Genomic DNA, 25,715 nt, shown 5'->3' with positions numbered 1-25,715 from the left:
ACATGACCGACATGACCAACACAGAATTTTCCACCGTCCTCGTCGCCAACCGCGGCGAGATCGCGCGGCGCGTATTCACCACCGCCCGCAACCGGGGACTGTCAACCGTCGCCGTGTACTCGGACGCCGACCGTGACGAGACCTTCGCCCGGGAAGCCGACGCCGCCGTCCGTCTGCCCGGCAACGCTCCGGCAGAGACCTATCTGAACGCCGAGGCTGTCCTCGACGCCGCCCGTCGCACCGGAGCCGACGCGATCCACCCCGGCTACGGATTCCTCTCCGAGAACGCGGGTTTCGCGCGCGCCGTCATCGGCGCCGGGCTGGTCTGGATCGGACCGTCACCGGAGGCGATCGACGCCATGGGTTCCAAGACCGAGGCCAAGAAGCTCATGGAGGCCGCGGGGGTCCCGGTACTGACCAACCTGGACACCGCTGAGATCACCGAGGACATGCTTCCTGTCCTGGTCAAAGCCTCCGCCGGCGGCGGCGGTCGCGGCATGCGGGTGGTCCGCACTCTGGACGAGCTGGAGTCGGAGACCTCCGCCGCCGTCCGCGAGGCCGAGAGCGCCTTCGGCGACGGCACCGTGTTCATCGAGCGCTACATCGAGTCCGGCCGCCATATCGAGGTCCAGCTCATGGCGGACAACCACGGCGGAGTGTGGGCGGTGGGCGAGCGTGAGTGCTCGATCCAGCGCCGCCACCAGAAAGTGATCGAGGAAGCCCCGTCGCCGCTGGTCGAGCGTGTCGACGGGATGCGTGACCGGCTCTTCGAAGCCGCGCGGGCGGCAGCCCACGCCATCGGCTACAGCGGTGCCGGCACCGTGGAGTTCCTGGCGAATGACAAGGGCGAGTTCTTCTTCCTGGAGGTCAACACCCGGTTGCAGGTCGAGCATCCGGTCACCGAGGCCACCACCGGCCTCGACCTGGTGGGTCTGCAGTTCGACGTGGCCGCCGGGCTTCACCTGCCCTCGGAGAACCCTCCCGCCCTCGACGGGTGGGCCGTCGAAGCCCGCGTGTATGCCGAGGATCCCCGGCACGACTACCGCCCCATGTCCGGTGAAATCTTCCGCTTCGACTTCGACGACGTCGTGTCGTCCTTCACCGGCCCGCACATCCCCGGGATCCGGCTCGATGCCGGGCCGGAGACCGCCCCGGGACGTCCCGCCGCGGTGGGCGTGAACTACGACGCGATGCTGGCCAAGGTGATCTCCTGGGCCCCGAACCGCGCGGAGGCCGTGGGGCGACTCAGCGGGACTCTGCGTCGGGCCCGTATCCACGGACTCGGCACCAACCGTGACCAGCTGGTCCGCATTCTCGATGACGTGGACTTCCGGGCCGGCGACATCAACACCGCCTTCCTGGAGAGCACCCACACCGAGGTCTCAATGGCCCCCTTGGCTGACGACGACACTGTGGCGGTCTCCGCCTTCGCAGCGTCGCTCGTCGCTGAAGCTGCCGGAACCGCGACCAACCCCACCCGCCGCGTCCCGGCCGGATACCGTGTCTTCGGTGATGCACGGACCACCCACCGGTTCTTTCGCGGTCACGACACCGACAACGAGGTCGAGGTGAGCGTCGTGCGTGGCTCCCGCGTCCGTGACGGTGCCGTCACCCTGGACGGACGCGAGGATGTCCGGCTCGTTGAGCTCGCCCCTTCTACGGGGGTCGCACCCGGCGACACAGAGGCGGCCACCGTAATCCTCGAGGTGGACGGAATCCGCCGCACCCTGACCGTCCACCGCTACCCCGGTGGCGGCGTCGGGGTCGACTCCGCCCTCGGCCCGGTCATGCTCACCGAGCGCCCCCGGTACGACGACCCGTCCGACATCGTCGCCGAGGGAGCCCTGGTGGCGCCCATGCCCGGGACGGTGACCAGTGTCTCCGTCGCCGTCGGCGACGAGGTCACCACGGGCCAGAAGCTCATGACGATCGAGGCCATGAAGATGGAGCACACCATCTCGGCCACCTCCGACGGCACAGTCAGTGAACTGGCCGCTGCCGCCGGCGACCACATCGAAACCGGCACCCTGCTAGCGGTCATCGATTCCCCCGGCGCATCAGACACCGACAGCCAGACCGACAACTAACCCGCTCAACCACCAAGGAGAAACACCATGTCACAGCCCCAGGTCAGCATGCCGCTCAATGACACCCCTGAGCAGGAGGAGCTGCGCAAGACCGTCCAAGCCCTGGCCAAGAAGTACGGCTACGAGTACATGGCCAAGAAGGCCGACGACAAGGAGTACCCCACCGAGCTGTGGAAGGAAGCCGGCGAACTAGGCTTCATCGGCGTGAACCTGCCCGAGGAATACGGCGGCGGCGGGGCCGGCCTGCTGGAGCTCTCCATCGTCCAGGAGGAGCTGTCCTCCCAGGGCTGCGGTCTGCTGATGCTCGTGGTCTCCCCCGCGATCTGCGGATCCATCATCGCCGCCTTCGGCACCCCCGACCAGAAGCAGCGTTGGCTCCCGGGCATCGCCTCCGGCGAGTTCATCAGTGCCTTCGGCATCACCGAGGCCGACGCCGGCACGAACAGCCACAAGATCACCACGACCGCGAAGAAGGAGGGTGACGAATGGGTCCTCAACGGCCAGAAGACCTTCATCTCCGGCGTGGACCAGGCCGACGCCGTCCTCGTCGTCGCCCGCGCCCACGACGAGCGCACCGGCAAGCTGAAGCCGGCACTGTTCATGGTCCCCACCGACTCCGAGGGATTCTCCAAGACCCAGATCCCCACCGAGGTAATGCTGCCCGAGTGGCAGTACGCCCTGCACTTCGATGACGTCCGGTTGAAGGACGAGGACCTCGTCGGTGACAGCGACGCCGGTATCTTCCAGCTCTTCGTGGGACTGAACCCGGAACGCATCATCGCCACCGCGATGGCCACAGGAATGTCCCGCTACGCCCTCGACACCGCCGTGAAGTACGCCAACGAGCGTGTCGTGTGGGACACACCCATCGGAGCCCACCAGGGCCTGTCCCACCCGCTGGCCCAGTGCCGGATCGAACTCGAACAGGCCCGGCTGATGTGCCGCAACGCCGCGGCACGGTTCGACCAGGGTGACCTGGACGGCGCCGCGACCGCGGCCAACATGGCCAAGTACGCCGCCGGCGAAGTCTCCGCCAAGTCGATCGACCAGGCCGTCCAGACACTCGGCGGCAACGGGCTCACCGCCGAGTACGGGCTGGCACGCATGTACGCCGCATCACGACTGCCCGCATCGCCCCGGTCAGCCGCGAAATGCTGCTGAACTACGTCGCCCAGACCGTCATGGGCCTGCCCAAGAGCTACTGACCGGCCCACCACCCCCAGGAGTAGAACATGGCCATCACCACCGCCACCGAGAACAGCACGGCGCGGATCATCATCGACGCCCCGGACCGCCGGAATGCCCTGTCACCGGCACTGATCCGGGACCTCACCGACGCCCTCGAGGCAGCCGCGCAGGATGAGGCCGTCCGCAGCGTGATCCTGGACCACACCGGATCGACCTTCTGTTCCGGCGCCGACCTCGCCGCCGTGGGCGACACCCCGCCCGAGCAGGTCACCGCCAGTTTCATCGCTGTGCTGCGGACCATCGTCGAGTTGCCCAAACCTGTCACCGCCGTCGTCGACGGCAATGTGCGTGCCGGAGGAACGGGCCTGGTCGCCGCCTGCGACATGGTGTTCGCCTCCCCAGACTCGTCCTTCGCGACGACGGAGACCAGGATCGGTGTGGCACCGGCGATGATCGCCCTCACCGTCCTGCCCCGGCTCACCTCCCGTGCCGCATCCCGCTACCTGCTCACCGGTGAACGGTTCGACGCGGAGACCGCCGAACGCCACGGGCTGGTCACCGGCGTCGTCGAGGACCCTCGTCAACAGGCACGTGACACTGCAGATAACCTGCTGCGCTGCTCCCCCCAGGGACTACGGGAAACCAAGATGATCCTCAACCAGGCCGTCATCGACGGTTTCGACACCGGGGCAGATGCCTTGGCCGCGAAGTCCGCTGAACTGTTCGCCACCCCGGAAGCGCTGGAGGGCATCACCGCCTTCCTCCAGAAGCGTCCGCCGAACTGGGCTGCGTGACGCCGACCGCGCCATCACACCAGGACACCAGGTGTTACAGTGACTGACGATCGACCGAGGAGCCCGGAGGACACATGTCGAGCAGAGTAGCCCAGCAGGAGCGCAGCAAGGTGACCAGGCGTCGCCTGCTGGAAGCTGCTCTTGCGACGCTGTCCGACCAGGGCTTCCCGGCAACAACCGTCAGTGCCGTCGCTGCCCGCGCCGGGGTCTCCAGGGGAGCCGCCCAGCATCACTTCCCTACCCGGGACTCGCTGGTCGAGGCAGCCCTCGAGGAGTTCTTCTCGGAACGCACCCAGAAGCTCCGGACGAGTGTGGCCAACCTGTCCACCGGCACCAACGGTGCCCCGGTGGATGAGGTCCTCGAGCTCGTCTTCGGCTTCTTCAGCAACCGGCCGTTCCACGCGGCCCTCCACATCTGGGCCGCAGCAAGTACGGACGCCAGCCTCCGCGAGATGATCGTTCCCGCCGAGGCCAGGTACGGGCGAGAGGTCTACCAGCTCACCGCGCTGGCGCTGAACGCGGACCTGTCCGACCAGCACACCCGCCGGCTCCTGGGCCTCACCCTGGACGTCGCCCGCGGGCTCGGGCTCGGTTCGGTCCTCGTGGACACCCGCGAACACCAGCGCCACGCGCTGGAAACATGGTCGGCCATCCTGGCTGACATCAAGCGCAACGACTGACCACCTCGCGTTCCTCACCGCCTCCCTGACCTCCCTGTCACCACGTACCACGGGACACGTCTCTCTCCACATCCTTAGCTTCAGAAACAATAGCGTCAACTGAGAGGTTCCCCGGAGGACCATCCATGACCAGCCTCAGCACAGATACCACCGATACCACCGATACCACCGACCGGACCGTCGGCCACATGCTGCGCCGACGGGTCGAGTCGACTCCACACCGACGGGCATTCACCTACCCCGACACCACCTCGAGCGGCAGAGACTGGGCGGTCGCCACCTGGTCACAGGTCGGCTCCGACACCAACGAGGTCGCAGCCGGGCTCATCGCCCTGGGAGTCGCCCCGGGGCAGCGTGTCGCTATCGCGAGTTCCACCCGTTACGAATGGGTCACCGCGACCTACGCCACGATGAGCGCCGGCGCGGCGACCGTCGCCGTCTACCCCACCACCGTCACAACGGACGTTCGCCACATCATCGGCGACTCCGGCGCCCGGGTCGTCTTCGCCGAGGACGCCGAACAACTGGCCAAACTCGCCGTCCTGCGTGACCAGCTCCCGGACGTGCACACCGTCGTCGTCTTCGACAACGACCTGCCCGACCGTCCCGACGACTGGGTGGTCACCCTCGATGAGCTGAGGCACAGCGGGCGCGACTACCTCACCAGGCACCCCGGCGCCGTCGCCGCACGCACCGACGGTACCGGGCCGGACGATCTCGCCACCCTGATCTACACCTCCGGAACCACCGGACGTCCCAAAGGCGTGCTGCTCCCACACCGCGTGTGGGTCTCACAGGTCCGCGCCATCGCCGAGACCGTCCGTGCCGAGCCTGTGCCCGGTGACCCCGGCGATACCGGCGATACCGGCGATACCGGCGCGGCCGGCCTACTGGACATCGAGGACAAGCAGTTCCTCTGGCTGCCGCTGGCACATGTCATGGGGAAGCTGATGGTCCTGCTGCCCGTCCATATCGGGTTCGAGACCACCATCGACGGCCGGGTCGACAGGATCGTCGACAATATCGGGACGTCACGTCCGACCTTCATGGCGTCGGTGCCGCGGATCTTCGAGAAGGCCTACACCGGCATCGCCACGATGATGGTCGAGGAGCCCGGTCCCTGGCGAATCAGGGAGCGACTGTTCCACTGGGCCAGCCGGGTGGGAGTGAAGGTCTTCGACGCCGACCACGGTGACGGCAGCACGACCGCGACCCGGTGGGACCGCATCCAGGCACTCCTCGCCGACCGGCTGGTGTTCTCGACCGTGCGCCAGCGTTTCGGAGGGCGGATCCGCTACTTCATCTCCGGATCCGCCGCCCTCAACACCGACGTCGCCCGGTGGTTCGGTGCCGCCGGGCTCCCCGTCCTGGAGGGGTACGGCATGACCGAAAGCAACGTCGCGACACTGGGGCTACCGTCGACCTACCGGGCCGGGACTGTCGGTGAACCACTCCACGGCTTCGAGATCCGCATCGCGGACGACGGTGAGGTCCTCGTCCACGGCCCCGGGGTCATGGCCGGCTACCACGACAACCCGGAGGAGACCGCGCGGGCGCTCACCGAGGACGGATGGCTGCACACCGGAGACATCGGCGAACTCGACGACCAGGGACGTCTTCGCATCACCGACCGCAAGAAGGAACTGTTCAAGACCTCCAACGGCAAGTACGTCGCACCGGCGCTGATGGAGGCCCGGTTCAAAGGCCTCTGTCCGGTGGCTTCACAGATCGTGGTCATCGGTGAACGTCGCCCGTACGTCGGTGCCCTGATCGCACTGGACGAAGCCGCCGTGACCGCCTGGGCGCGTCGGGAGGACGTACCCGGTGACTACGGCGAGATCACCGCCGACCCCCGGACACACACCATGGTCCAGCGCTTCGTCGATGAGCTCAACAGCACCCTCAACCCGTGGGAACAGGTCAAGACGTTCCACATCCTCGACCGGGAACTCTCCGTCGACGAGCAGGAGCTCACCCCGTCGTTGAAACTCCGGCGACGCCCCGTGGCCGACCACTTCGCCTCCGACATCGCTTCGCTGTACCCGACCGCCCAAGGAGAACACCATGACCACCGCTGACGTCACCACCTTCGATCCTCCGATCCGCTCCACCGGACACATGCTGCGCAAACGCATCACCGAGACCCCGGACCGCCGTGCCTACAGCTACCCCGTCACCGACGGCACAGAGGAAAACTGGACCACGTTGACATGGGGAGAGGTCGGCACCCAGGCCGCCGAGGTCGGTGCCGGGCTGATCTCCCTGGGTGTCCAGGCCGAGCAGCGCGTGGCCATCGCCAGCACGACCCGCTACGAGTGGGCTCTGGCGGACTACGGCATCGTATTCGCCGCTGCCGCCACTGTGACCGTCTTCCCCACCACGCTCGCCGAAGACGTCCGCTTCATCCTCGATGACTCAGACAGCACCGTCGTCTTCGTCGAGGACGCTGCCCAGCTGGCCAAGATCACCGGTCTCCGCCCGGCACTGCCGAAAGTCCACACAGTGGTCGTCCTCGACGACGCACTCCCCGACGGTGCTGACCGCGGGTGGGTGATCAGCATGGATGACCTGCGACGTCGTGGCAGGGAAAGACTCGGCTCACATCCCGGGGAGATCGACGCGCGCATCGACGACACCGACCTCGACGACCTCGCCACCCTGATCTACACCTCCGGAACCACCGGGCGCCCCAAAGGGGTGCTTCTCCCCCACCGCGTCCTGGTCTTCGAGGTCCTGGCTATGGAGGGCACGTTGCGCCGGACGTCCCCCGAGGACGTACTGACCATCGACGACAAGCAGTTCCTGTGGCTTCCTCTGTCGCACGTGATGGGGAAACTGCTGCTGATGATGCCGGTCCACCTCGGCTTCGAGACAGCCATCGACGGTCGGGTCGACCGTATCGTGTCCAACCTCCCAGTCGTCCGCCCCACCTTCATGGGGTCCGCGCCCCGGATATTCGAGAAAGCCTACAACGGCATCGTCACCATGATGGCCGATGACCCTGGCCCCCTGCGCGTCCGGGAGAAGCTGTTCCACTGGGCCAGCCGGGTGGGAGTGAAGGTCTTCGACGCCGACCACGGTGACGGCAGCACGACCGCGACCCGGTGGGACCGCATCCAGGCCCGTCTGGCCGACCGACTGGTCTTCTCCACGGTCCGGGAACGTTTCGGAGGGCGGATCCGCTACTTCATCTCCGGGTCCGCCGCCCTCAACACCGACATTTCCCGGTGGTTCGGTGCCGCAGGGATGATCATCCTGGAGGCCTACGGAATGACCGAGTCCGGCGGCGGCTCCTGCCTGGGGATGCCGAACGCCTACCGCGCCGGATGGATCGGACGTCCTCTGGACGGCGTGGACCTGCGGATCGCCGAGGACGGCGAGATTCTCTTCCGCTGCGCCGGGGTGATGGACGGGTACCACAACAATCCGGAGGCCACCGCCGAAGCTCTGTCCGAGGACGGCTGGATGCACACCGGGGACATCGGGGACATGGACGAGGACGGGTTCGTGCGGATCACCGACCGCAAGAAGGAACTGTTCAAGACCTCCAACGGCAAGTACGTGGCACCGGCACTCATGGAAGCTGAATTCAAGGGACTGTGCCCGGTCGCCTCGAACCTGGTTGTCATCGGCGAAGGGCGCCCCTACGTGAGCGCACTGGTGGCACTGGACGAGGACGCGTTGCTGGCGTGGGCGCAGCGTACCGGCGTTGACGGCGGCTACGCCCGCGTGGCCGCCGACCCCCGGACGAGGACGCTGGTGCAGGGCTACATCGATGAGCTGAATTCATCGCTGAATCGATGGGAGCAGGTCAAACGGTTCCAGATCCTCCCCCGTGATCTCACCGTCGAGAACGCGGAGCTGACTCCGTCACTGAAACTACGCCGCAAGCCCGTGGCCGCGAACTTCGCCGACCAGGTGGAGGCGAACTACTCCTGAATCAGTTCCACGGGCATGCTGGCTCCCACAGCTCCCGCCTCACGAACCGCGTGCAGGTCGACCGCCGGGGGTTCGGCGTCGTGGAGGGCGTACACCACCGACAGTGCCGAGCCCGTCACCGCCGCGACCGCAACGGGTATCTGCTCTACGACGTCCACCACGACGACGTCCGCGCCCGCCGTCACCGCGGCACGGCAGAAAGCCTCCAGGTGCGCGTCGTCCACCGGCGTCTGGCCGACGGCGACCCGTAACCGCGCCGGATAGGGAACAGCCTCGCGCAGGGTGACGATCTCACTGATCATGGCGTTGCTGTCGCCCGCAACGACATTCGCGGGGTCGAGGACGACGTGGGCCTCGTGGGCTCCGTTGACGACAGCCATATGTGCTTCGCTGGCCTTGACCAGGGGATGGTGCTTGCCCGTCGGATAGCCGGCGACCGACACCAGACGCAGTCCCTCCGGCACGTCACGCAGGGGGAACATCGTGGGCGGAAGGCACACCGACGTGCAGTCGTGAGCCATCGCCCGTTCAAGCAGGGCAGTCGCATCAGCACGGGTGCAGGTGGGGTCGAGCAGGGTCGCTTCGAGCCACGGCCCGCGGACAGAACTCGCGGAGGTCACTGGGCGTTGCCGAGCACGTCACGGATGGACGGACGGATGTCCTGCCAGTAGATTCCCACGATCACGGCGCCGACGATCCAGACCATGGAGATCACTGTCCCGAGCAACAGCACACCCAGGGCGGAGCCACCGAGCAGCAGCAGCCAGTTCTGCTTCGACCGGTCGATGACCGTGAAGGCGTCATCCCTGGTCATCGCTACCTGGATCGCACCCCAGACCGCCGCGATGACCACGAGGGCCAGGAAGACCCACTGAAGCATGTTCACGGAGTAGAAGGCCAGGGTGAGGAAGTCATTCATGGTGATCCAGTCTATCGGACTCCCACCCGGCTCTCAGAACAGCGTGAACAAGATTTCCGACACGGTGTAGATCGTCAACCCGGCCAGCGACCCGACCACGGTACCGTTCACCCGGATGAACTGGAGGTCCTTGCCGACCATCAACTCGATCCGGTCGCTGGCCTCGTCGGCGTCCCAACGCTCCACGGTCTCACCGATGATCCCGGTGACCTCTCCCGCGTAGTTCTCCGCCAGGTAGGACGCAGCCCCCACGAGGCGCTTCTCCAACGAGGCCCGAAGCTCCTCCTCCGTGCGGACACGGGTGGCGAAATCCGACACCCAGGTGACGATCTTCGTCCGCAGCACGGAGTTCTCGTCCCGTGCCATCGTCGTCAGCGTGGACCGTACCGACTCCCACAACGCACCGGGCAGCGCCTGCACCGTCGGGGAGTTCATGATGTCGCCCTTGAGGTTCTCCACCCGGGTGATCATCGCCGGGTCGTGCTGCAGGTCGCGGGCGAGCTGGCTGATGAACCGGCGGATCGCGTGCCTGGCCTCGTGCTCCGGATTGCCGCGCACGTCGCCGGTGAACTGCACGACCTCCCGGTAGACCTTGTCGCCGACCAGGTCGCGGACGAACCGGGGCGCCCAGGTAGGCGTACGTTCGTCCAGGAGCCGGACGATGAGCTCCTCACTGTCCCGGGCTTTGTCGTCCAACCAGACGACCACGGCGTCGACCACGGGCTCGGTGCGGCCCTCGCTGATGAGCTGCTCCAGTCCTCGCCCCAGTGGAGGCCCCCAGGTCGGCTCGGAGACTTTGTCGATCACCAGTGTCCGCAGCAGCTGTTCTGCTTCCCTCGGATCCACCCCGTTGACCACGAGGTCGATCAACCGGGATGCCTCGGCACCGGTGCGTTCCGCGCCTCCCTGGTCCAACACCCAGTCGGCGGCACGTTCCGGGATCCTGGCCTGACGGAGTTTGTCGGTGATCAACGCGGCATTGAGGAAGTTCTCTCCGACGAAAGAGCTGAGTGCGTGCCCCACCTGGTCCTTCTTGCGCTTGATGATCGCGGTGTGGGGGATCGGGATACGCAGCGGATGCCGGAACAGTGCGGTGACCGCGAACCAGTCAGCCAGCGCTCCGACCATGCCGGCCTCGCTGGCGGCCCGGACGTAGCCCGTCCAACCGGCGTCTCTGCCGGTGGCCTCCAACCACCGGCAGACCAGGTAGATCACGGTGGCGACCACCAGCAGGCTGGTGGCGAAGGCCTTGTGGCGGCGCAGGTCACGGCGACGCTCCGCCTCGGATTCCGGTGATGGTCCGGGAACTGCGAGTCGGTCGTTGGTGGGACTGTTGTCGATGGGGGACATCACCGGGCCCATTATTCCACCTGTGGAGGACATTCCACGCGGACATGCCTCAGCCCCCTGCCCGCCCGGGGACGTGGACGGGAATCAGGGGGCTGAAGAGCGCTGGAGGCGCAGGATCGGTCAGTACACCCGACCGGTCTGTTTACGGTACTCGCGGGTGCCGCGGCGACCGATGCGGATACCGAGGAAAGAGGCGAGGAGGAGAACCACACCGACTGCCCAGCCGACGATGCCGATGGTGACACCGTGCTCCTGGGCGTCGACACTGTAGGCGGCGAACCCGAAGATCCCGATGCCCATGATGGCGACGGCCGCGACCAGCAGTCCCATGGACATCCAGGTCACGCCGCGCTGCAGCGACGAATGCGGCGCGTCCCAGCTGGAGGGGACATAGCCTCGAGGTACTCCGGTGACGCCGAGTGCTCACCCTTGGTATCTGAATGCGGAAACATCATCGGTTCTTCTCTCATCCTTCGGTACTCCCCGGGGACGTCGGTCCCGGGCGACATCATGATTCTAGCGCACGGGTGTAGGCGGGGGCCTACTCGTGCCCTGGGGAATCCGGGTGGCGGACTAGTCTGCCTTGCCGCGGATCGCGGCGCGGGCGCGCTCCTTGGTGATCGCGGCGACAGCGGTCAGCGGGATACCCGCCGGGCACACGTCAGCGCACTCACCGTAGAGGGAGCAGGGGCCGAAGGTACCCTCAGCCTCGTCGACCATGTTCTTCGCCCGACGTCCACGCTCCTGGCGACCCAGCGGAGACAGGGTCATGTGCACCAGCTTCGCGCCGGTGAACAGGTGGGATGCACCGTTCGGGCAGGCGGCCACGCAGGCACCGCAACCGATGCAGGCGGCGTGGTCGAGGGCCAGCTCGGCGTCCTCGTGGTTGACCAGCAGGCTGTCGGCGTCCGGGGCGGTACCGGCGGCCATGGACACGAAGCCACCCTTCTCCATGACGCGGTCCAGTGCGGAACGGTCGACGACCATGTCCTTGATCACCGGGTATGCCGCGGAACGCAGCGGCTCGAGCTTGATGCTGTCACCGTCGTTGAAGCTGTACAGACGCTGCTGGCAGGCCGGCTTGTTCTTGTCCGGACCGTGCGGACGGCCGTTGACCATCAGGCCACAGGTGCCGCAGATGCCTTCACGGCAGTCCGAGGCGAAGGCGAAGGGCTCCTTGCCGTCTTCGACGTACGTCGAGTTGACGTGGTCGAGGAGTTCCAGAATGGACATTTCCTGTTCGGCATCGGGGACGTCCACCGACTCGAAGTGGCCCTCCGAGGTGTGGTCCGCCTGACGCCAGATCTCAAGATGCAGTTTCATTACTTGTAGTTCCTTGTCATCAGCGGGATGCGGTCAAAGTACAGCGGCTCCGAGTGACGGACGAAGGTCTCCGGCTTCTCGCCCGGCTCCCAGGCGGAGACGAAGCACCACTCGTCGTCGTTACGCTCGGCTTCGCCGTCCTCGTCGAGGTGATCCTCGCGGTAGTGCGCGCCACAGGACTCGTCGCGGTCGAGGGCGTCGACGCACATGAGCTCACCGAGATCCAGGTAGTCGGCGACGCGGATGGCGTTCTCGAGCTGCTGGTTCATCTCGTCCTTGCCGCCGGGCACGAAGACGTTCTCCCAGAAGTCCGCGCGGACCTTCCGGATCTCGTCGATGCCGGACTGCATTCCCTCGACGGTGCGGGCCACGCCGCAGCAGCGGTAGAGGATCTCACCGAGCTGACGGTGGTAGTACTCTGCGCCGTGCGGGTTGGGGCCGCGGATGCTGAGGATCTTGTCGATGCGCTCCTCGGTCCGCTTCAGGGCGGCCTGGGCGGCCTCCGAGTCAGTGTCCGGGGCGTCCTGGCCCAGCAGGGGCGCCAGGTAGTTCGGGACGGTGAAAGGCAGGGTGAACCAGCCTTCCACGGACGACGACAGCAGGGAGTTCGCTCCCAGACGGTTCGCACCGTGGTACATCCAGGACGACTCACCGGAGCAGAAGAGCCCGGGGATGGAGGTCATCTCGTGGAAGTCGGTCCACAACCCGCCCATGGTGTAGTGGCAGGTCGGGGCGATGCGCATCGGCTCCTTGTACGCGTCGTCACCGATGGCCTCCTCGTACATCTGGATGAGGTTGGAGTAACGCTCACGGATGGTGTCCTCGCCCAGCTTCGCGATCGCATGGGTGAGGTCCAGGTACACCGAGTTCTTCTTCGGACCGACGCCGTAACCGGCGTTGATCTGCTGCGCGTTCGCACGGGAGGCGATGTCGCGCGGGACCAGGTTGCCGAACGCCGGGTACCGACGCTCGAGGAAGTAGTCGCGCTCGTCCTCGGGGATGTCGTTGGGGTGGCGCTCGTCGCCCTTGGTGGTGGGCGTCCAGATACGGCCGTCGTTACGCAGCGACTCGGACATCAGGATGGTCTTGGACTGCCAGTCCGAGTTGACCGGCAGGCCGGTCGGGTGGAACTGCACGAAGGACGGGGACGCCATGTAGGCGCCCTGCTCGTAGGCACGCATGATCGCACTGGCGTTGGAGTTCTTGGCCAGCGTGGACATGTGGTACACGTTGCCGTACCCGCCGGTGGCCAGCACCGTGGCGTGACCCGTGTGGGTCGACAGCTCGCCGGTGATGATGTTGCGGGTGACGATGCCCTTGCACACACCGTCCTCGACGATGATGTCCTGCACGTCGGAGTGGGTGAAGATCTCCACGTTGCCGGCACCGATCTGACGGTACAGGGCCGAGGTCGTGGCCAGCTGCAGCTGCTGACCGGTCTGTCCACGGGTGTAGTAGGTACGGGAGACCTGCACGCCACCGAAGGAACGGGTCGCCAGGGTTCCGCCGTACTCACGGGAGAACGGGGCACCGATGGCGTTCATGTGGTCGATGACCTTGCCGGACTCCATGGCCAGACGCCAGCAGTCGTTCTCGCGGCACCGGTAGTCACCGCCCTTGACGGTATCCTTCGTGTGGTTGTAGGTGGAGTCGTTGTCCAGCTTCTTCGACCGTGACGAGTTCACACCACCCTGCGCGGCGATGGAGTGCGCGCGACGGGGGCTGTCGTGGTACGTGAAGACCTTGACGTCGTAACCGAGCTCACCGAGCGCCGCGGCTGCCGCGCCGCCGGCCAGGCCGGTACCGACGATCAGGATGCGGAACTTCGCGCGGTTCAGTGGCGACACGAGCTTGAAGTGCTCCTTGTCGAACTGCCACTGCTGCTGCTGGCCGACCTCGTGGGGGGCGTTGTCGCCGATGACGTTACCGACAGACACGCCGTCCACCTTGGACTTCGGGGCGGCGAAGGCCTGCAGTGCCTCGTCGTAGTTGAAGTCCGGGGTCTGGTTGTGCGGGTGGGGCTTACTGATTCCCATAGTCTCTTCTCTCTTCCTAGGTCCCTTTTGTTCGCTGACGTCCGGGACTAATCCACCACGCCGAACATCACCATCAGCGGGATGGAGATGTTGCCGATCATGACGACCGCGGGCAGCAGGTAGGCGATCCACAGCATGACCTGACGGGTCCGGTGGCCGGTGATGCCCAGGTCAGAGGATGCGGTCCAGATTCCGTGGCTCAGGTGCAGGAAGAGAACGACCATGCACAGGATGTAGAAGATCGCCACACCCGGGCGCTCGAAGGAGGCCACCAGGTTGGCGTACACCTCGCCGTGCTCGAACGCGGTCGCTGCCGCCGGTTCTGCACCGATGGTCAGGTCCAGGATGTGGAAGATGATGAACAGCAGCAGGATGATGCCGGTCTCCAGCATGGAGCCGGCGGTGAAGGTGTTCCACCCCTTCACCTTGGCCGTGCGGCGGAACCGGCCACGGGACTCGCGGGACCGCTTCTTCAGTGCGAAAGCACACCACACGTGCAGGATCAGCGAGGCCAGCAGGACCACGCGGGCGATCCACAGGAAGCCTTCGTGCGGGACGAGCGGCTCGCCGATGCTCCGCAGGAAGCCTGCGTACTCGTTGAAGTGGTCGGCACCTGTGTAAACCTTCAGGTTTCCGACCATGTGGACGAGGACGTAGAGGGCGAAGATGATGCCAGTCACGGCCATCGTCAGCTTCATCGCCCAGGAGGGGAAGCCCGGCTTCTCCCTCAACGGTTTGATGGAAATTTTCCCGTGCTCGATTGCAGCGGGATCGTCGTATTTAACAGTCATGGCACCTCCAGTGTCATAGACACTGTACGACCCTCATAGTGGCAAGCACCAACCGACCCCGGTCGTCGTGAATAAGATCACACCTGACCACCGGATCACCCCTCGATCAGCCTGCGCGCCCGGGCTTCCGCCACCGCAGCCGTGCGATTCTCCACCCCCAACTTCTGATAAATATGTATCAGATGAGTCTTCACAGTTGCCAGTGAGATCACGAAGCGCCGTGCCAGCTCACGGTTACTGGCCCCGGTGGCGAGCACCTCAAGGATCTCGGTTTCCCGGGAGGACAGCGCTTCCGTCCCGGCCCTGCCGGTCCTGCCGGAACGGCCGACCTGCTCGGCGAGACGCACGGCGATGTCCGGTGACAAGGTTCGCCGACCCGCGGCGGTGTCCAGCACCGCCCGGTGCAGCGTGTCCTCCGGGGCATCCTTGAGGAGGTAGCCGGTCGCTCCTGCTTCAAGAGCGTCCATGATGTGGTTGCCGGTGTCGTAGGTGGTCAGCATGAGAACGGGCGGCCCACCGGCGGCAGTGTTGCTCCGTGTGGCTGCGATCCCGTCCGTGCCCGGCATCTGGATATCCATGACCAGGACGTCCGCCCCGACGTGCCGCGCACGCGCGGCGTCCGCGCCGTCCGCACCTTCAGCGACGACGGTGACATCGTCGAAGCCGTCGAGGATCGCGCGCAGCCCGGCGCGGACGACCGGGTGGTCGTCGATGAGCATCACCTTCACCTTGGTCACTGTATGGTCACTGTTCCCGCCCCCACGGGAACCCTGCCACGATGCATGTCCCGCCGCCCGTCAGAACGTCGAAGCTGCCCCCTGCCTCCTCCACCCGCAGCCGCATCCCTGTCAGTCCGTAGCCATCGCCGCTCGGCTGCATGACCTCGCTCAGGTCGACACCACAGCCGTCATCGTCGACGGTGAGTTCCAGGACATCGGCCCCGGGGGCGAAAGAGTCGTCGGTCCGCAGGCCCACGAAAACCTGGCGGGCGCCGGCGTGCTTGACCACGTTGGTCAGCGATTCCTTCACGACGTGGACGACGGCGTCCTGCACCGCTGCGGGCAGGAGGGTCCGACGCAGCTCGTCCGCCACATCCAACTCCACCACCAGACCGTCGCCGAGGGCGCGCTGGGTGGCAGTGACATCGTCAACGATGCGGAGCAACGCCTCCCCCACGGGCTCGACCGGTAGCCCCGCGGCCAGATCCCTGATCAACGCGCGGGCCTCATCGAGATTGTCACCGGCAGTCCGTTCGATGAGCGAGAGCTGGCTCAGTGCGTCGTCCGCCCGCTCCTGGCGCACCGCCGTCGATGCGGCACGGGACAACAGCACCACCGCATTGAACCCCTGAGCGAGAGTGTCATGGATGTCGCGCGAGATTCGTTCACGCTCCTCCAGGCGCCCGGCGTTCTTCTCGGTGACCATGAGTCGGTCACGGGTGCGACGCAGTTCGTCGGCGGTCGCGCGCTGGCGTTCCGCCTCCGCGGTGAGCGCCCGGTAGGTCCAGTACGCGCCAGCCCCGAACACGACACCGATTCCGGGGCCGACCACAGCGGCCACTCCCCCACCCTGCCCCGTCAGAGGAGGGACGAACGCCGCCACTGCCCACGCCAGGATCAGCACAGCGACATGCACCACACCGAACTTCAGTCCCCGGAAGAGATCGAGGACCGCGAGGATCACGAAGCTCAGTGGGAACAGCAACCACACCGCGTGGTGACTCAGGGCCGTCGCCGCCGTCCACAGGACCAGCAGTGCCAGCAGCCACCACAGTGCAGCCGGCCGCGGATCACGCGACGTCCTGCCGTCTGCGAAACGCTTCTCGGCGACAGTGCCTGCCAGGTAGACCACCGCGAGGAGGCCGATGACCACCGCAGCAGCGATCCTGCGTGAGGAGGTCGCATCCACCAGTACGCGCACCAGCGCAAACGCCGCCAATGCAGCGAAGACCACATGCAGGCTGATACGCAGGGTACCGAGGATCTGCGGCAGAGACGTCCGGGGATTCACAGCACCTGAGCTTAAACGCTGCGGGCGGACCACTGCATCAACCGAACGGTTGACCGGGAAATACGGAGTCCGGTCGATGGATTCCGTGGGGGAGACCGGTGAGATCAGGAGGTGACAGATTCACCGACCACAGGAGGTCAACCATGTACCTGGGACTCCGGGACATCCGCGCGGCGATGGGAAGATTCGCCCTGGTCACCTCAGTCGTCGCACTGATCACGCTGCTGCTGGTCATGCTCACCGGACTGGCCGGTGGCCTGGCTGACCAGAACACCTCCGCCCTGAAAGCACTCGGGCCGGACCGCTACGTGTTCTCCGCCGCAGGCGAACCGTCCTTCACCTCATCGTCGGTCACCACCGGGGACGAGGAGGCATGGCAGGACGCTGCCGGTCCGGACGCCGACGTGGTGCCGCTGGGTATCGCGACGACCCGGGTCGACGCCCGGGGAACCGCCGAACCGGTCACCTTGATGGGCTTGCCCGCCGGGACACCGGTTCCCGGCGGTGACGTCCCCGACCACGGGCTGCTGCTGCCCGAGAGCCTCGGCGGGACCGCAGACACCGAGTACATGAATCATCAACCGGTCGCCTGGGCCGACCTGGACACCTGGGAAGCGATGACCGGGGCGTCCTCCCCCACCGTCCTCATGGTCACCGCCGATCTCAGCGACGACGACTGGGACGCCGCCGCGGACAGCACCGGCACCGTCGCCACCACCGTGGACGACTCCTTCGCCGCCCTCCCCGCCTACCAGTCCGAACGTGGCTCGCTCCTGGCGATCCAGGGCCTGTTGTACGGGATCTCCGCCCTGGTCGTCGTGGCTTTCCTCAGCGTGTGGACGATCCAGCGCACCCGGGATATCGCCGTCCTGCGGGCTCTCGGCGCCTCCACCCGCTATGTCGTCGCCGATGCCGCGGCCCAGGCCGCAGTGATCCTCACTGTCGGTGTGACCGCCGGTGGTGCGGCGGGCGGCCTGCTCGGAGCCCTGGTCGCCGGAGCCGTCCCCTTCACCCTCTCCCTGTGGACGTTCCTGCTACCGCCGGTCGGCGTCTTCCTTCTCGGCATGTGCGGCGCCCTGGTCGCCATGCATCGCGTGTCCACCGTCGACCCCCACCTCGCGCTAGGAGCATCAGCATGACCGTCACCGCCACCCGTACCGTCCTGAACCTCGACGACGTGTGCGTGACCTACCCGGACGGGGACCGCGCGGTCACTGCCCTCGACCACGTCACCTTCACCGCGAACGCCGGCGAACTGACCGCCGTCGTCGGCGAATCCGGCTCCGGCAAGTCGACGCTGCTCTCCGTCGCTACCGGGCTGTCGACCCCCGACACAGGTTCCGTGGACGTCAACGGCGCCACCGGCATGGTGTTCCAGTCGGCGAATCTGCTCGGCTCCCTGACGGTCCGGCAGCAGCTGCTGGTCACCGACCATATCCGCGGCACCCGGATCACCCGCTCGCGTCGCCGTCACGCCGACGACCTGCTCAGTCGCGTCGGATTGGACGGGTACGGTGACCGGCGCGTCCACCAGCTGTCCGGCGGTCAACGCCAGCGGGTGAACATCGCCCGGGCCTGACCGGGGACCCGTCGCTGCTGCTGGCCGATGAGCCGACATCTGCCCTGGACCACGCGCTGTCGCGCCGGATCGTGGAGCTGCTGCGTGAACTCACCACCGAGCGAGGTCTGGCCACCGTCCTGGTCACCCATGACCGCAGTCTCCTCGACCAGGCTGACCGCGTGGTGGAGATGCGCGACGGGCGACTGACGTCCTGACTGGAGTTCAGCTCTCGACGACTGCCCCCTCCACGGACGTCACCCGCTGAGACTCCACACCTGTGTCGGTGTGGAGGGTGCAGGACCGACACAAGTGTGGGGTCCTACGCAGCGATGCCGGGCGGTAGGCTCGAAAGTCCCCACCTAGAACCGCGGACAGAGGTGCACCGAGATGCGACCACTGCGTTACGCCGTCAATGTCACACTGGACGGCTGTTGTCACCACGAAGAGGGACTGCCCCCGGACCGGGAGTCAATGGACTTCTGGACCGCTGAAATGCAGCGTGCCGACGCCCTGCTCTACGGTCGGGTGATATACGGGATGATGAAATCCGCATGGCGGCGGCCGGAGCACGGCCCGTGGCCGGACTGGATGGAGGACTGGGAGGTCCCCTTCGCCGAGACCATCGACCGGGCCAAGAAGTACATCGTCTCGCGGACCCTGACCAGCGTGGACTGGAACTCAGAACTGGTGCAGGGCGACCTGTGTAACGCGGTGCTGCGTCTCAAGGAGCAGCCGGGCGAGGGACTGCTCACCGGTGGAGTGGAATTGCCACGGGCGCTGGCGGACCTCGGGCTGATCGACGAGTATCTGTTCGTCGTGCACCCCGTCCTCGCTGGCCGGGGTCCCACACTGATGTCGGGCCTGCAGGAGAGCGTCCCGCTCGAGCTGATGGACCGTCGGGAGTTTGGTTCCGGTGCCGTCGCCCACCGGTTCCGGCCCGCTACTCCGCCCGGAGCAGCGTCTCCCCGGACACGGTGACCGGCTCGGGCCCGACCATCGTCTCTTCTCCGCACACCGTGATCGGCCCGACGACCTCCGGATCATCGTCGGCGGTACACAGGGTCACCTCGCCGTCGGTGACGGACACCCGGACGATCCTGCCGCGCAGCGTAACCGAGTACTCCAGACCGCCCCACTCCTCCGGGACACGAGGGTCGATGGTGAACTGACCGTAGTGGTCCCGGAAACCACCGAAGCCGTACACCAGGCAACTCCACACACCACCGCAGGACGCGATGTGCACCCCGTCGGCGGTGTTGCCGTGCAGGTTGTTGAGGTCGATGAACAGCCCGCGGTGGAAGAAGTCCATCGCCTTGTCATGCATCCCCAACTCCGCAGCCATGATCGACTGCACCACGGCAGACAACGAGGAGTCGCCGGTGGTGAGCCGGTCATAGTAGTTGTAGTCACGCTTCTTGGTCTCCGCGTCGAACTGCGATCCCTGCAGGAACAGGGCGAGGACCACGTCCGCCTGCTTGAGGATCTGGTACCGGTAGATCGTCAACGGGTGGTAGTGCAGCAGCAGGGGACGCTTCGGGCCGACCTCGGGGTCGTCCAGACTCCACAACTGGCGCTGCATGAACTGGTCGTCCTGCGGGTTGACCTTCGTCGACTCGTTGAAGGGGATGTACATGGCGTCGGCGGCCTGGTCCCACAGGTCCAGCTCGTCCTCGCTGAGACTGGTGCGACGCATCATGTCGCGGTAGGCCCCGGGGCGGTCAGACCTCATCTGCCGGACGACCTCGGCGGCGACCCGGAGGTTGTACTGCGCCATGACGTTTGTGTACAGGTTGTTGTTCACCACGGTGGTGTACTCGTCGGGGCCGGTGACCGAGTGGATCTCGAAGCGGGTGCCCGAGGAGTTGAAGAACCCGAGGGACATGAAGAACCGCGCGGTTCCGACGAGGATGTGGATGCCCTCATCCAACAGGAAGTCCGTGTCGCCGCTGGCGTAGATGTACTTCATCAGCGCGTAGCTCACGTCGGCGTCGATATGGTACTGCGCCGTACCGGCGGCGTAGTAGGCACTGGATTCGTGACCGTTGATGGTCCGCCACGGGAACAGCACCCCGTCGTGCGACAGTTCCAGGGCGCGCTCGCGGGCGGCGGGCAGCATCTTGTAGCGGAAACGCATCGCGTTCCGCGCGAACTGGGGGTTGGTGTAGGTCAGGAACGGCATCACGTAGATTTCCGTGTCCCAGAAGTAGTGGCCGCCGTAGCCGGACCCGGTGAGCCCTTTCGCGGGGACGCCCTGGGTTTCAGCACGGGCGGACGCCTGGATGAGCTGGAAGATGTTCCACCGCACGGCCTGCTGGAGTTCAGGATGGTCCGGGATCCGTACGTCGGAGCGGTCCCAGAACCCGGCCAGCCAGTTCTTCTGGTGCCGCTGGAGCGTGCGGAAGCCGACGGCCTTGGCACGGTTGATGGTGCGTGCACAGCGGAACGCCAGTTCATCGGCCGCGACGTGCCGGGACGAGTGGTAGGAGATGAACTTCTCGAGCCGCAGCTTCATGCCCGCGCGTCCGGCCATGTGGTACACGACCCTGGCGACGTCCTCACGCAGTTCAGTGTGGACCTCCACCCCGTCGACAGCGTGGTCACCGTCCTCGTCGGTTCCGGTGAGTTCCATCTCGTGGTCCATGCTGACCGCGACCGTCATGCCCGAATGGTTGACCCGGTAGCCGAGGGTGACCCGTTCATCCTCCGGTTGCGCCTGGTAGGTGGGAATGAACACCCGGTCCTTGAATTGTTCGGCCTTGCGGGGGTCAGCACCGCTGCCCACGCCGACCGGGCCGTCGGCGGTGGTGCCGGTGTGGTCGATGACGGTGGAGTACTCGTCCTCACCGTCCTGCCGGTTGAGGATCTGTGAGGAGACGACCACGGCGGCGGGGGCGTCGAGCAGTTCGATCTCCGTGCTGGTCACCATGAGGTGGCGTTCGTTGAAGCTCACCATGCGTTCATTGGTGATCCGCACACGTTTGCCGGAGGGGGTACGCCAGACGAAGCTGCGACGCAGGACGCCGTCCCGGAAGTCGATACCGCGCGAGTAGTCCTCTATCTCGTTCTGTGACAGGCGCAGCGGCTCATCGTCGACGTAGATGCGCACGGTCTTGGCGTCGGGGACCTGGACGATCGCCTGCCCTTCGCGGGCCAGGCCGTAGGCGTCTTCAGCGTGGGAGATCGGCCACGTCTCGTGGACACCGTTGATGAAGGTGCCGTGTTCGTCGGAGTCACGACCCTCCGGAGGTGTCCCCCTCACCCCGAGATAGCCGTTGCTCAGCGCGAAGTGGCTCTCGGTGAGACCCAGCGAGGTGCGCTCGGGCCGCTTTTCGTACCAGCCCCATTCATCCACGGGGTTGTTCTCACGGTCGATCCCCTCGGCCGGGTCAACGTCGTGGTGGTGCTGGTCCGCCCGGTAACCCGTGGGGAAGAGTTTCTCCTCGTCGGCACCGCCCACGGTCTCAGCGATGCCTGCCACCTCGGTGGCCTTGGCCATGTCGGCGGTGTCGATCGGCCGGTTGACCACGGAGGCCACCCGGCGGCGTTGGTCGAGGAAGTTCTCCAACGCGGTGTGGCGGCTTCCGTTCGTGCCGCTGCCGTCGGTCGCGTCGTTTCCGCTCATCGTGCGTTGCCTCCGGTTTCGTTGATGGTCAGTTCCGCCAGGTCGGACACTACGATGTCCGCCCCGGCGTCGAGCAGGGTCTCACGTCCAGCGCCGCGGTCGACACCAACGACGAGACCGAAACCTCCGGCCCGTCCTGAGGCGACACCGGACGTCGCGTCCTCGACGACGACGGCACGGGCCGGCTCGACGCCGAGCGACCGTGCCGCGAAGACGTAGGTGTCGGGCGCGGGTTTTCCGGGGAGTCCCTCGGACGCGGCGACCGTGCCGTCGACGATGAGCTCGAAGCGGTCGATCAGCCCGGCGGCGGTGAGGACCTGGCGCGCGTTCTTCGACGAGCTGACGATCGCCACGCGCGGCACATGGTCACCGTCAGCTCCGTCGGCGAGATCGTCCAACAGCGCCACCGACCCCGGGTAGGGGTCAATACCCTGTTCGAGGACCCGCAGGAAGTCGTCGTTCTTCCGGAGCCCGAGGCCGAGGACAGTGTCGTCGTCCGGGGTGGCGGAGTCCGTGTCGCCGTGGGGCAGGGTGATTCCGCGGGAGGCCAGCAGACTCTGGACCCCCTCCTCACGGGAACGCCCGTCAAGGTGCTCGTAGTAGTCCTGTTCCGTGTACGGGGTTGAGCCCTGCGCGTCCAGGAACCCGGTGAACATCGCCGCCCATGCGGCGCGGTGCAGGTCCGCGGTGGGTGTGATGACGCCGTCCAGGTCGAAGAGGACGGCGTCGAATGTACTGAGCTCTGGGCGGGCAGTGGGCTGGTCGGGCTGATCAGGCTGGTCGGTCATCCGGCGCAGGCTCCTCGGTGTGGGGATCGTGTCAGGGGGCCAATGATAGTGCGCCGGGCGGGCGTCTGCTGTGCACGACCGGCACCGCACGCAGCAACCCCGGAGGTCGGTGGGACCAACCTCCGGGGTTGCCGGGTGATGCGGGTACCGCTTACGCGATGCCGTTCTTCTCCTTGAACTCACGGCGACGTGCGTGCAGGATCGGCTCGGTGTAACCGGCCGGGGACTCGGTGCCCTTGAACACCAGGTCCTTGGCGGCCTGGAAGGCGACGGACGCCTCGAAGTCATCGGACATGTTGCGGTATTCCGGGTCACCGGCGTTCTGCTCGTCGACGATCTTCGCCATACGCTGCAGGGCGTCGTTGACCTGGTCTTCGCTGACGACACCGTGCTTGAGCCAGTTCGCCAGAATCTGGGAGTTGATGCGCAGGGTCGCGCGGTCCTCCATCAGGTCGATGTCGTGGATGTCGGGCACCTTGGAGCAACCCACACCCTGCTCGACCCAGCGGACCACGTAGCCCAGCAGCGACTGGCAGTCGTTGTCGATCTCTTCCTCGATCTGCTCCTCGCTCCAGCCCGCCTCGGGCTGCACCGGCAGGGTCAGGATGTCCCCGAGGGTGTCACGACGGCCGTCGGTGAGCAGCTTCTCCTGGACGGCGAAGACGTCGACGAGGTGGTAGTGGGTGGCGTGCAGGCTGGCGCCGGTCGGGGACGGGACCCACGCGGTCGTCGCACCTTCCTTCGGCTGGCCGATCTTCTCCTTGATCATGTCGGCCATCAGCTCGGTCTTGGCCCACATGCCCTTGCCGATCTGTGCCTTACCGGGCAGGCCGTGAGCCAGGCCGGCGTCGACGTTGTTGTCCTCGTAGGCGAGCTTCCACGCAGCGGTCTGCAGCTCCGGCTTGCGGACCACGGGGCCGGCGAGCATGGAGGTGTGGATCTCGTCACCGGTGCGGTCCAGGAACCCGGTGTTGATGAACGCCAGGCGCTCGGAGGACGCGGCGATGCAGGCGTCGAGGTTGGCGGTGGTGCGACGCTCCTCGTCCATGACACCGACCTTGAGGGTGTTGCGCGGCAGGCCGAAGAGATCCTCGACGTCGGAGAAGAGCTCGCCGGTGAAGGCGACCTCGTCCGGGCCGTGTTGCTTGGGCTTCACGATGTAGATCGAACCGGTGCGGGAGTTGCGGCGCGGGTTGTCCAGGTCGGTGCCGGGGATGGCGCAGGCGGTGGTGATGACCGCGTCCATGATGCCCTCGAAGATCTCCTCGCCGTCGGCGTCGAGGATCGCGGGGTTCTGCATCAGGTGCCCGACGTTGCGGACGAACAGCAGCGAGCGGCCGTGCAGGCGCAGCTCCTGACCGTCACGGCCGGTGTAGGTGCGGTCGTCGTTGAGTTCGCGGGTGAAGGTCTTGTCGCCCTTGGAGACCTCGACGCTGAGCTCGCCGGTGTTCAGACCGAACCAGTTGGAGTACCCGAGGGTCTTGTCCGTGGCGTCGACGGCGGCGACGGAGTCCTCGAAGTCCATGATGGTGGACACGGCGGACTCCATGAGGATGTCCTTGACACCGGCCTTGTCGTCGGCGCCGACCGGGTGGGACGGGTCGATCTGGATCTCCAGGTGGAGGCCGTTGTGGCGCAACAGGATGCCGGTCGGGGCGTCCTTGTCGCCGGCGAATCCGGCGTAGACCTCAGGCTCCTGCAGGTGGACCTCGTTGCCGTCGATGACGGCGACGAAGCGGTCGGAGGAGACGTCGTACTTCTCGACGTCGGCGTGGGAGCCGGACTCCAGCGGCACGGCCTGGTCGAGGAAGTCGCGTCCCCAGGCGATGACCTTGTCGCCGCGGACCTTGTTGTACCCCTTGCCCTTCTCCGCACCGTCTTCCTCGGAGATGACGTCGGTGCCGTAGAGGGCGTCGTAGAGGGAACCCCAGCGCGCATTGGCGGCGTTGAGGGCGAAGCGGGCGTTCAGGATCGGGACGACCAGCTGGGGGCCGGCGGTCTCGGAGATCTCCGTGTCGACGTTCTGGGTGGTGATCTCGAAGTCACCGGGCTCGTCGACGAGGTAGCCGATCTCCTTGAGGAACGCCGTGTACTCCTCGGCGTCCTGGGTACCGGGGTGCTCGGTGTACCACTGGTCGAGCTTGGCCTGCAGGTCGTCGCGGACGGCGAGCAGCTCGCGGTTCCGCGGCGTGTGCTTGGCGACGATCTCACCGAAACCAGCCCAGAACGTGTCCGCGTCGACACCGACCCGGGGCAGAACCGTGTCGGTCACGAAGTTGTAGAGGGTCGCAGAGACCTTGAGGCCTCCGGCGGTGACCCGTTCCGTCTGCTGGGACTGTGACGTCATTGACTGCTCCTTCGTAAATGGGACTCGCATGACGGACGCCGGTGGGACGACCGTCGCTGTAGTGACCAGACTAGGTGAGCCACGTCACCGGCGGCGAGCAACCGAGGGTACCGAGAGTGCCGTCACCCCCACCGGTGGGAAGTTTCGGAGACCACCCGACGGCCCGGTGATCGCTATGAAGGTATACCTTACGTGACGAGGATCGCACGTAACCCCTGCAAGTGGACCATTTTGCCCACATCGTGAGAAGTTTTGTCCCGCATATAGAGAACAGGGGTGA

Annotated in this window: 19 protein-coding genes and 2 pseudogenes; 9 read left to right on the top strand and 12 right to left on the bottom strand. The window is 66.3% G+C overall.

The window, feature by feature from the left end:
• Window positions 1–11 precede the first annotated feature (11 nt).
• The 6 genes and pseudogenes from BJF89_RS08925 to BJF89_RS08900 all read left to right on the top strand — a co-directional run bounded on the left by BJF89_RS08925 (window position 12) and on the right by BJF89_RS08900 (window position 8,688).
• Entirely contained in the window at window positions 12–2,087 is a 2,076-nt protein-coding gene (locus BJF89_RS08925) for a biotin carboxylase N-terminal domain-containing protein (protein WP_139311950.1), read from the top strand.
• Between the two features lie 48 nt (window positions 2,088–2,135).
• Window positions 2,136–3,292: pseudogene (locus BJF89_RS08920) on the top strand (acyl-CoA dehydrogenase family protein).
• A 27-nt stretch (window positions 3,293–3,319) separates the two neighbouring features.
• A complete protein-coding gene (locus tag BJF89_RS08915) occupies window positions 3,320–4,069 on the top strand; it encodes an enoyl-CoA hydratase family protein (RefSeq protein WP_075814135.1) in 750 nt (249 codons plus the stop codon).
• Between the two features lie 74 nt (window positions 4,070–4,143).
• Complete coding sequence (locus BJF89_RS08910; RefSeq protein WP_075814133.1) at window positions 4,144–4,749, top strand: TetR/AcrR family transcriptional regulator; 606 nt, start codon at window positions 4,144–4,146, stop codon at window positions 4,747–4,749.
• Between the two features lie 125 nt (window positions 4,750–4,874).
• Window positions 4,875–6,827, top strand: a complete 1,953-nt coding sequence (locus tag BJF89_RS08905; protein WP_075814131.1) for a long-chain fatty acid--CoA ligase — start codon at window positions 4,875–4,877, stop codon at window positions 6,825–6,827.
• Entirely contained in the window at window positions 6,814–8,688 is a 1,875-nt protein-coding gene (locus tag BJF89_RS08900) for a long-chain fatty acid--CoA ligase (protein WP_075814129.1), read from the top strand. Before BJF89_RS08905 ends, BJF89_RS08900 begins: the two co-directional genes overlap by 14 nt.
• Here the strand turns inward: BJF89_RS08900 and BJF89_RS08895 are convergent.
• The 9 genes from BJF89_RS08895 to BJF89_RS08855 all read right to left on the bottom strand — a co-directional run bounded on the left by BJF89_RS08895 (window position 8,679) and on the right by BJF89_RS08855 (window position 17,117).
• Window positions 8,679–9,308: a hypothetical protein gene (locus BJF89_RS08895; protein ID WP_075814127.1), complete on the bottom strand. Its 630-nt coding sequence runs from the start codon at window positions 9,306–9,308 to the stop codon at window positions 8,679–8,681. The genes BJF89_RS08900 and BJF89_RS08895 overlap by 10 nt on opposite strands.
• Entirely contained in the window at window positions 9,305–9,607 is a 303-nt protein-coding gene (locus BJF89_RS08890) for a DUF2516 family protein (protein ID WP_075814125.1), read from the bottom strand. The genes BJF89_RS08895 and BJF89_RS08890 overlap by 4 nt, the downstream gene beginning before the upstream one ends.
• Before the next feature lie 33 nt (window positions 9,608–9,640).
• On the bottom strand, window positions 9,641–10,957 hold the full coding sequence (locus tag BJF89_RS08885) for a DUF445 domain-containing protein (RefSeq protein WP_075814370.1): 1,317 nt from the start codon (window positions 10,955–10,957) through the stop codon (window positions 9,641–9,643).
• Between the two features lie 120 nt (window positions 10,958–11,077).
• A complete protein-coding gene (locus BJF89_RS08880) occupies window positions 11,078–11,287 on the bottom strand; it encodes a hypothetical protein (protein WP_083650603.1) in 210 nt (69 codons plus the stop codon).
• Between the two features lie 243 nt (window positions 11,288–11,530).
• On the bottom strand, window positions 11,531–12,280 hold the full coding sequence (locus BJF89_RS08875; RefSeq protein WP_075814123.1) for a succinate dehydrogenase/fumarate reductase iron-sulfur subunit: 750 nt from the start codon (window positions 12,278–12,280) through the stop codon (window positions 11,531–11,533).
• Window positions 12,280–14,316: a fumarate reductase/succinate dehydrogenase flavoprotein subunit gene (locus tag BJF89_RS08870; RefSeq protein WP_075814121.1), complete on the bottom strand. Its 2,037-nt coding sequence runs from the start codon at window positions 14,314–14,316 to the stop codon at window positions 12,280–12,282. The genes BJF89_RS08875 and BJF89_RS08870 overlap by 1 nt, the downstream gene beginning before the upstream one ends.
• 47 nt (window positions 14,317–14,363) lie before the next feature.
• On the bottom strand, window positions 14,364–15,107 hold the full coding sequence (locus BJF89_RS08865; protein WP_075814119.1) for a succinate dehydrogenase cytochrome b subunit: 744 nt from the start codon (window positions 15,105–15,107) through the stop codon (window positions 14,364–14,366).
• A 95-nt stretch (window positions 15,108–15,202) separates the two neighbouring features.
• A complete protein-coding gene (locus BJF89_RS08860) occupies window positions 15,203–15,826 on the bottom strand; it encodes a response regulator transcription factor (RefSeq protein WP_075814369.1) in 624 nt (207 codons plus the stop codon).
• A 25-nt stretch (window positions 15,827–15,851) separates the two neighbouring features.
• Window positions 15,852–17,117, bottom strand: a complete 1,266-nt coding sequence (locus BJF89_RS08855) for a sensor histidine kinase (protein ID WP_075814117.1) — start codon at window positions 17,115–17,117, stop codon at window positions 15,852–15,854.
• Window positions 17,118–17,260: 143 nt separating this feature from the next.
• Between BJF89_RS08855 and BJF89_RS08850 the strand changes: the two genes are divergently transcribed.
• From BJF89_RS08850 to BJF89_RS08840, 3 genes and pseudogenes are all read left to right on the top strand, one after another.
• The gene (locus tag BJF89_RS08850) at window positions 17,261–18,256 is read left to right on the top strand and encodes an ABC transporter permease (protein WP_075814115.1); all 996 of its coding nucleotides are present in this window, start codon (window positions 17,261–17,263) and stop codon (window positions 18,254–18,256) included.
• Window positions 18,253–18,893, top strand: a pseudogene (locus BJF89_RS08845) (ABC transporter ATP-binding protein). Before BJF89_RS08850 ends, BJF89_RS08845 begins: the two are co-directional and overlap by 4 nt.
• Window positions 18,894–19,065: 172 nt before the next feature.
• Entirely contained in the window at window positions 19,066–19,656 is a 591-nt protein-coding gene (locus tag BJF89_RS08840; RefSeq protein ID WP_075814113.1) for a dihydrofolate reductase family protein, read from the top strand.
• Here the strand turns inward: BJF89_RS08840 and BJF89_RS08835 are convergent.
• The 3 genes from BJF89_RS08835 to BJF89_RS08825 all read right to left on the bottom strand — a co-directional run bounded on the left by BJF89_RS08835 (window position 19,619) and on the right by BJF89_RS08825 (window position 25,435).
• A complete protein-coding gene (locus tag BJF89_RS08835) occupies window positions 19,619–22,174 on the bottom strand; it encodes a glycoside hydrolase family 65 protein (RefSeq protein WP_369803692.1) in 2,556 nt (851 codons plus the stop codon). The two genes, BJF89_RS08840 and BJF89_RS08835, sit on opposite strands and share 38 nt — an antisense overlap.
• Before the next feature lie 122 nt (window positions 22,175–22,296).
• Window positions 22,297–23,088 carry an HAD family phosphatase gene (locus BJF89_RS08830; RefSeq protein WP_075814109.1) on the bottom strand — a complete coding sequence of 264 codons (792 nt, stop codon included), beginning with the start codon at window positions 23,086–23,088 and terminating at the stop codon, window positions 22,297–22,299.
• Window positions 23,089–23,239: 151 nt separating this feature from the next.
• On the bottom strand, window positions 23,240–25,435 hold the full coding sequence (locus BJF89_RS08825; protein ID WP_075814107.1) for a malate synthase G: 2,196 nt from the start codon (window positions 25,433–25,435) through the stop codon (window positions 23,240–23,242).
• Window positions 25,436–25,715 lie beyond the last annotated feature (280 nt).

The organism is Corynebacterium sp. CNJ-954 (assembly GCF_001942345.1).
In the GTDB taxonomy this organism is placed as follows: Bacteria; Actinomycetota; Actinomycetes; order Mycobacteriales; family Mycobacteriaceae; genus Corynebacterium.
The sequence above is the reverse complement of the archived record's forward strand: the minus strand, read 5'-3'. Positions and strand labels throughout refer to the sequence as shown.

Coding starts and splice junctions, on each gene's coding strand:
- BJF89_RS08870 (WP_075814121.1), bottom strand. CDS start 14,316: ATGGGAATCAGTAAGCCCCACCCGCACAACCAGACCCCGGACTTCAAC.
- BJF89_RS08865 (WP_075814119.1), bottom strand. CDS start 15,107: ATGACTGTTAAATACGACGATCCCGCTGCAATCGAGCACGGGAAAATT.
- BJF89_RS08875 (WP_075814123.1), bottom strand. CDS start 12,280: ATGAAACTGCATCTTGAGATCTGGCGTCAGGCGGACCACACCTCGGAG.
- BJF89_RS08860 (WP_075814369.1), bottom strand. CDS start 15,826: ATGCTCATCGACGACCACCCGGTCGTCCGCGCCGGGCTGCGCGCGATC.
- BJF89_RS08915 (WP_075814135.1), top strand. CDS start 3,320: ATGGCCATCACCACCGCCACCGAGAACAGCACGGCGCGGATCATCATC.
- BJF89_RS08905 (WP_075814131.1), top strand. CDS start 4,875: ATGACCAGCCTCAGCACAGATACCACCGATACCACCGATACCACCGAC.
- BJF89_RS08925 (WP_139311950.1), top strand. CDS start 12: ATGACCAACACAGAATTTTCCACCGTCCTCGTCGCCAACCGCGGCGAG.
- BJF89_RS08885 (WP_075814370.1), bottom strand. CDS start 10,957: ATGTCCCCCATCGACAACAGTCCCACCAACGACCGACTCGCAGTTCCC.
- BJF89_RS08835 (WP_369803692.1), bottom strand. CDS start 22,174: ATGGCCAAGGCCACCGAGGTGGCAGGCATCGCTGAGACCGTGGGCGGT.
- BJF89_RS08825 (WP_075814107.1), bottom strand. CDS start 25,435: ATGACGTCACAGTCCCAGCAGACGGAACGGGTCACCGCCGGAGGCCTC.
- BJF89_RS08850 (WP_075814115.1), top strand. CDS start 17,261: ATGTACCTGGGACTCCGGGACATCCGCGCGGCGATGGGAAGATTCGCC.
- BJF89_RS08880 (WP_083650603.1), bottom strand. CDS start 11,287: ATGGGACTGCTGGTCGCGGCCGTCGCCATCATGGGCATCGGGATCTTC.
- BJF89_RS08910 (WP_075814133.1), top strand. CDS start 4,144: ATGTCGAGCAGAGTAGCCCAGCAGGAGCGCAGCAAGGTGACCAGGCGT.
- BJF89_RS08900 (WP_075814129.1), top strand. CDS start 6,814: ATGACCACCGCTGACGTCACCACCTTCGATCCTCCGATCCGCTCCACC.
- BJF89_RS08840 (WP_075814113.1), top strand. CDS start 19,066: ATGCGACCACTGCGTTACGCCGTCAATGTCACACTGGACGGCTGTTGT.
- BJF89_RS08830 (WP_075814109.1), bottom strand. CDS start 23,088: ATGACCGACCAGCCTGATCAGCCCGACCAGCCCACTGCCCGCCCAGAG.
- BJF89_RS08890 (WP_075814125.1), bottom strand. CDS start 9,607: ATGAATGACTTCCTCACCCTGGCCTTCTACTCCGTGAACATGCTTCAG.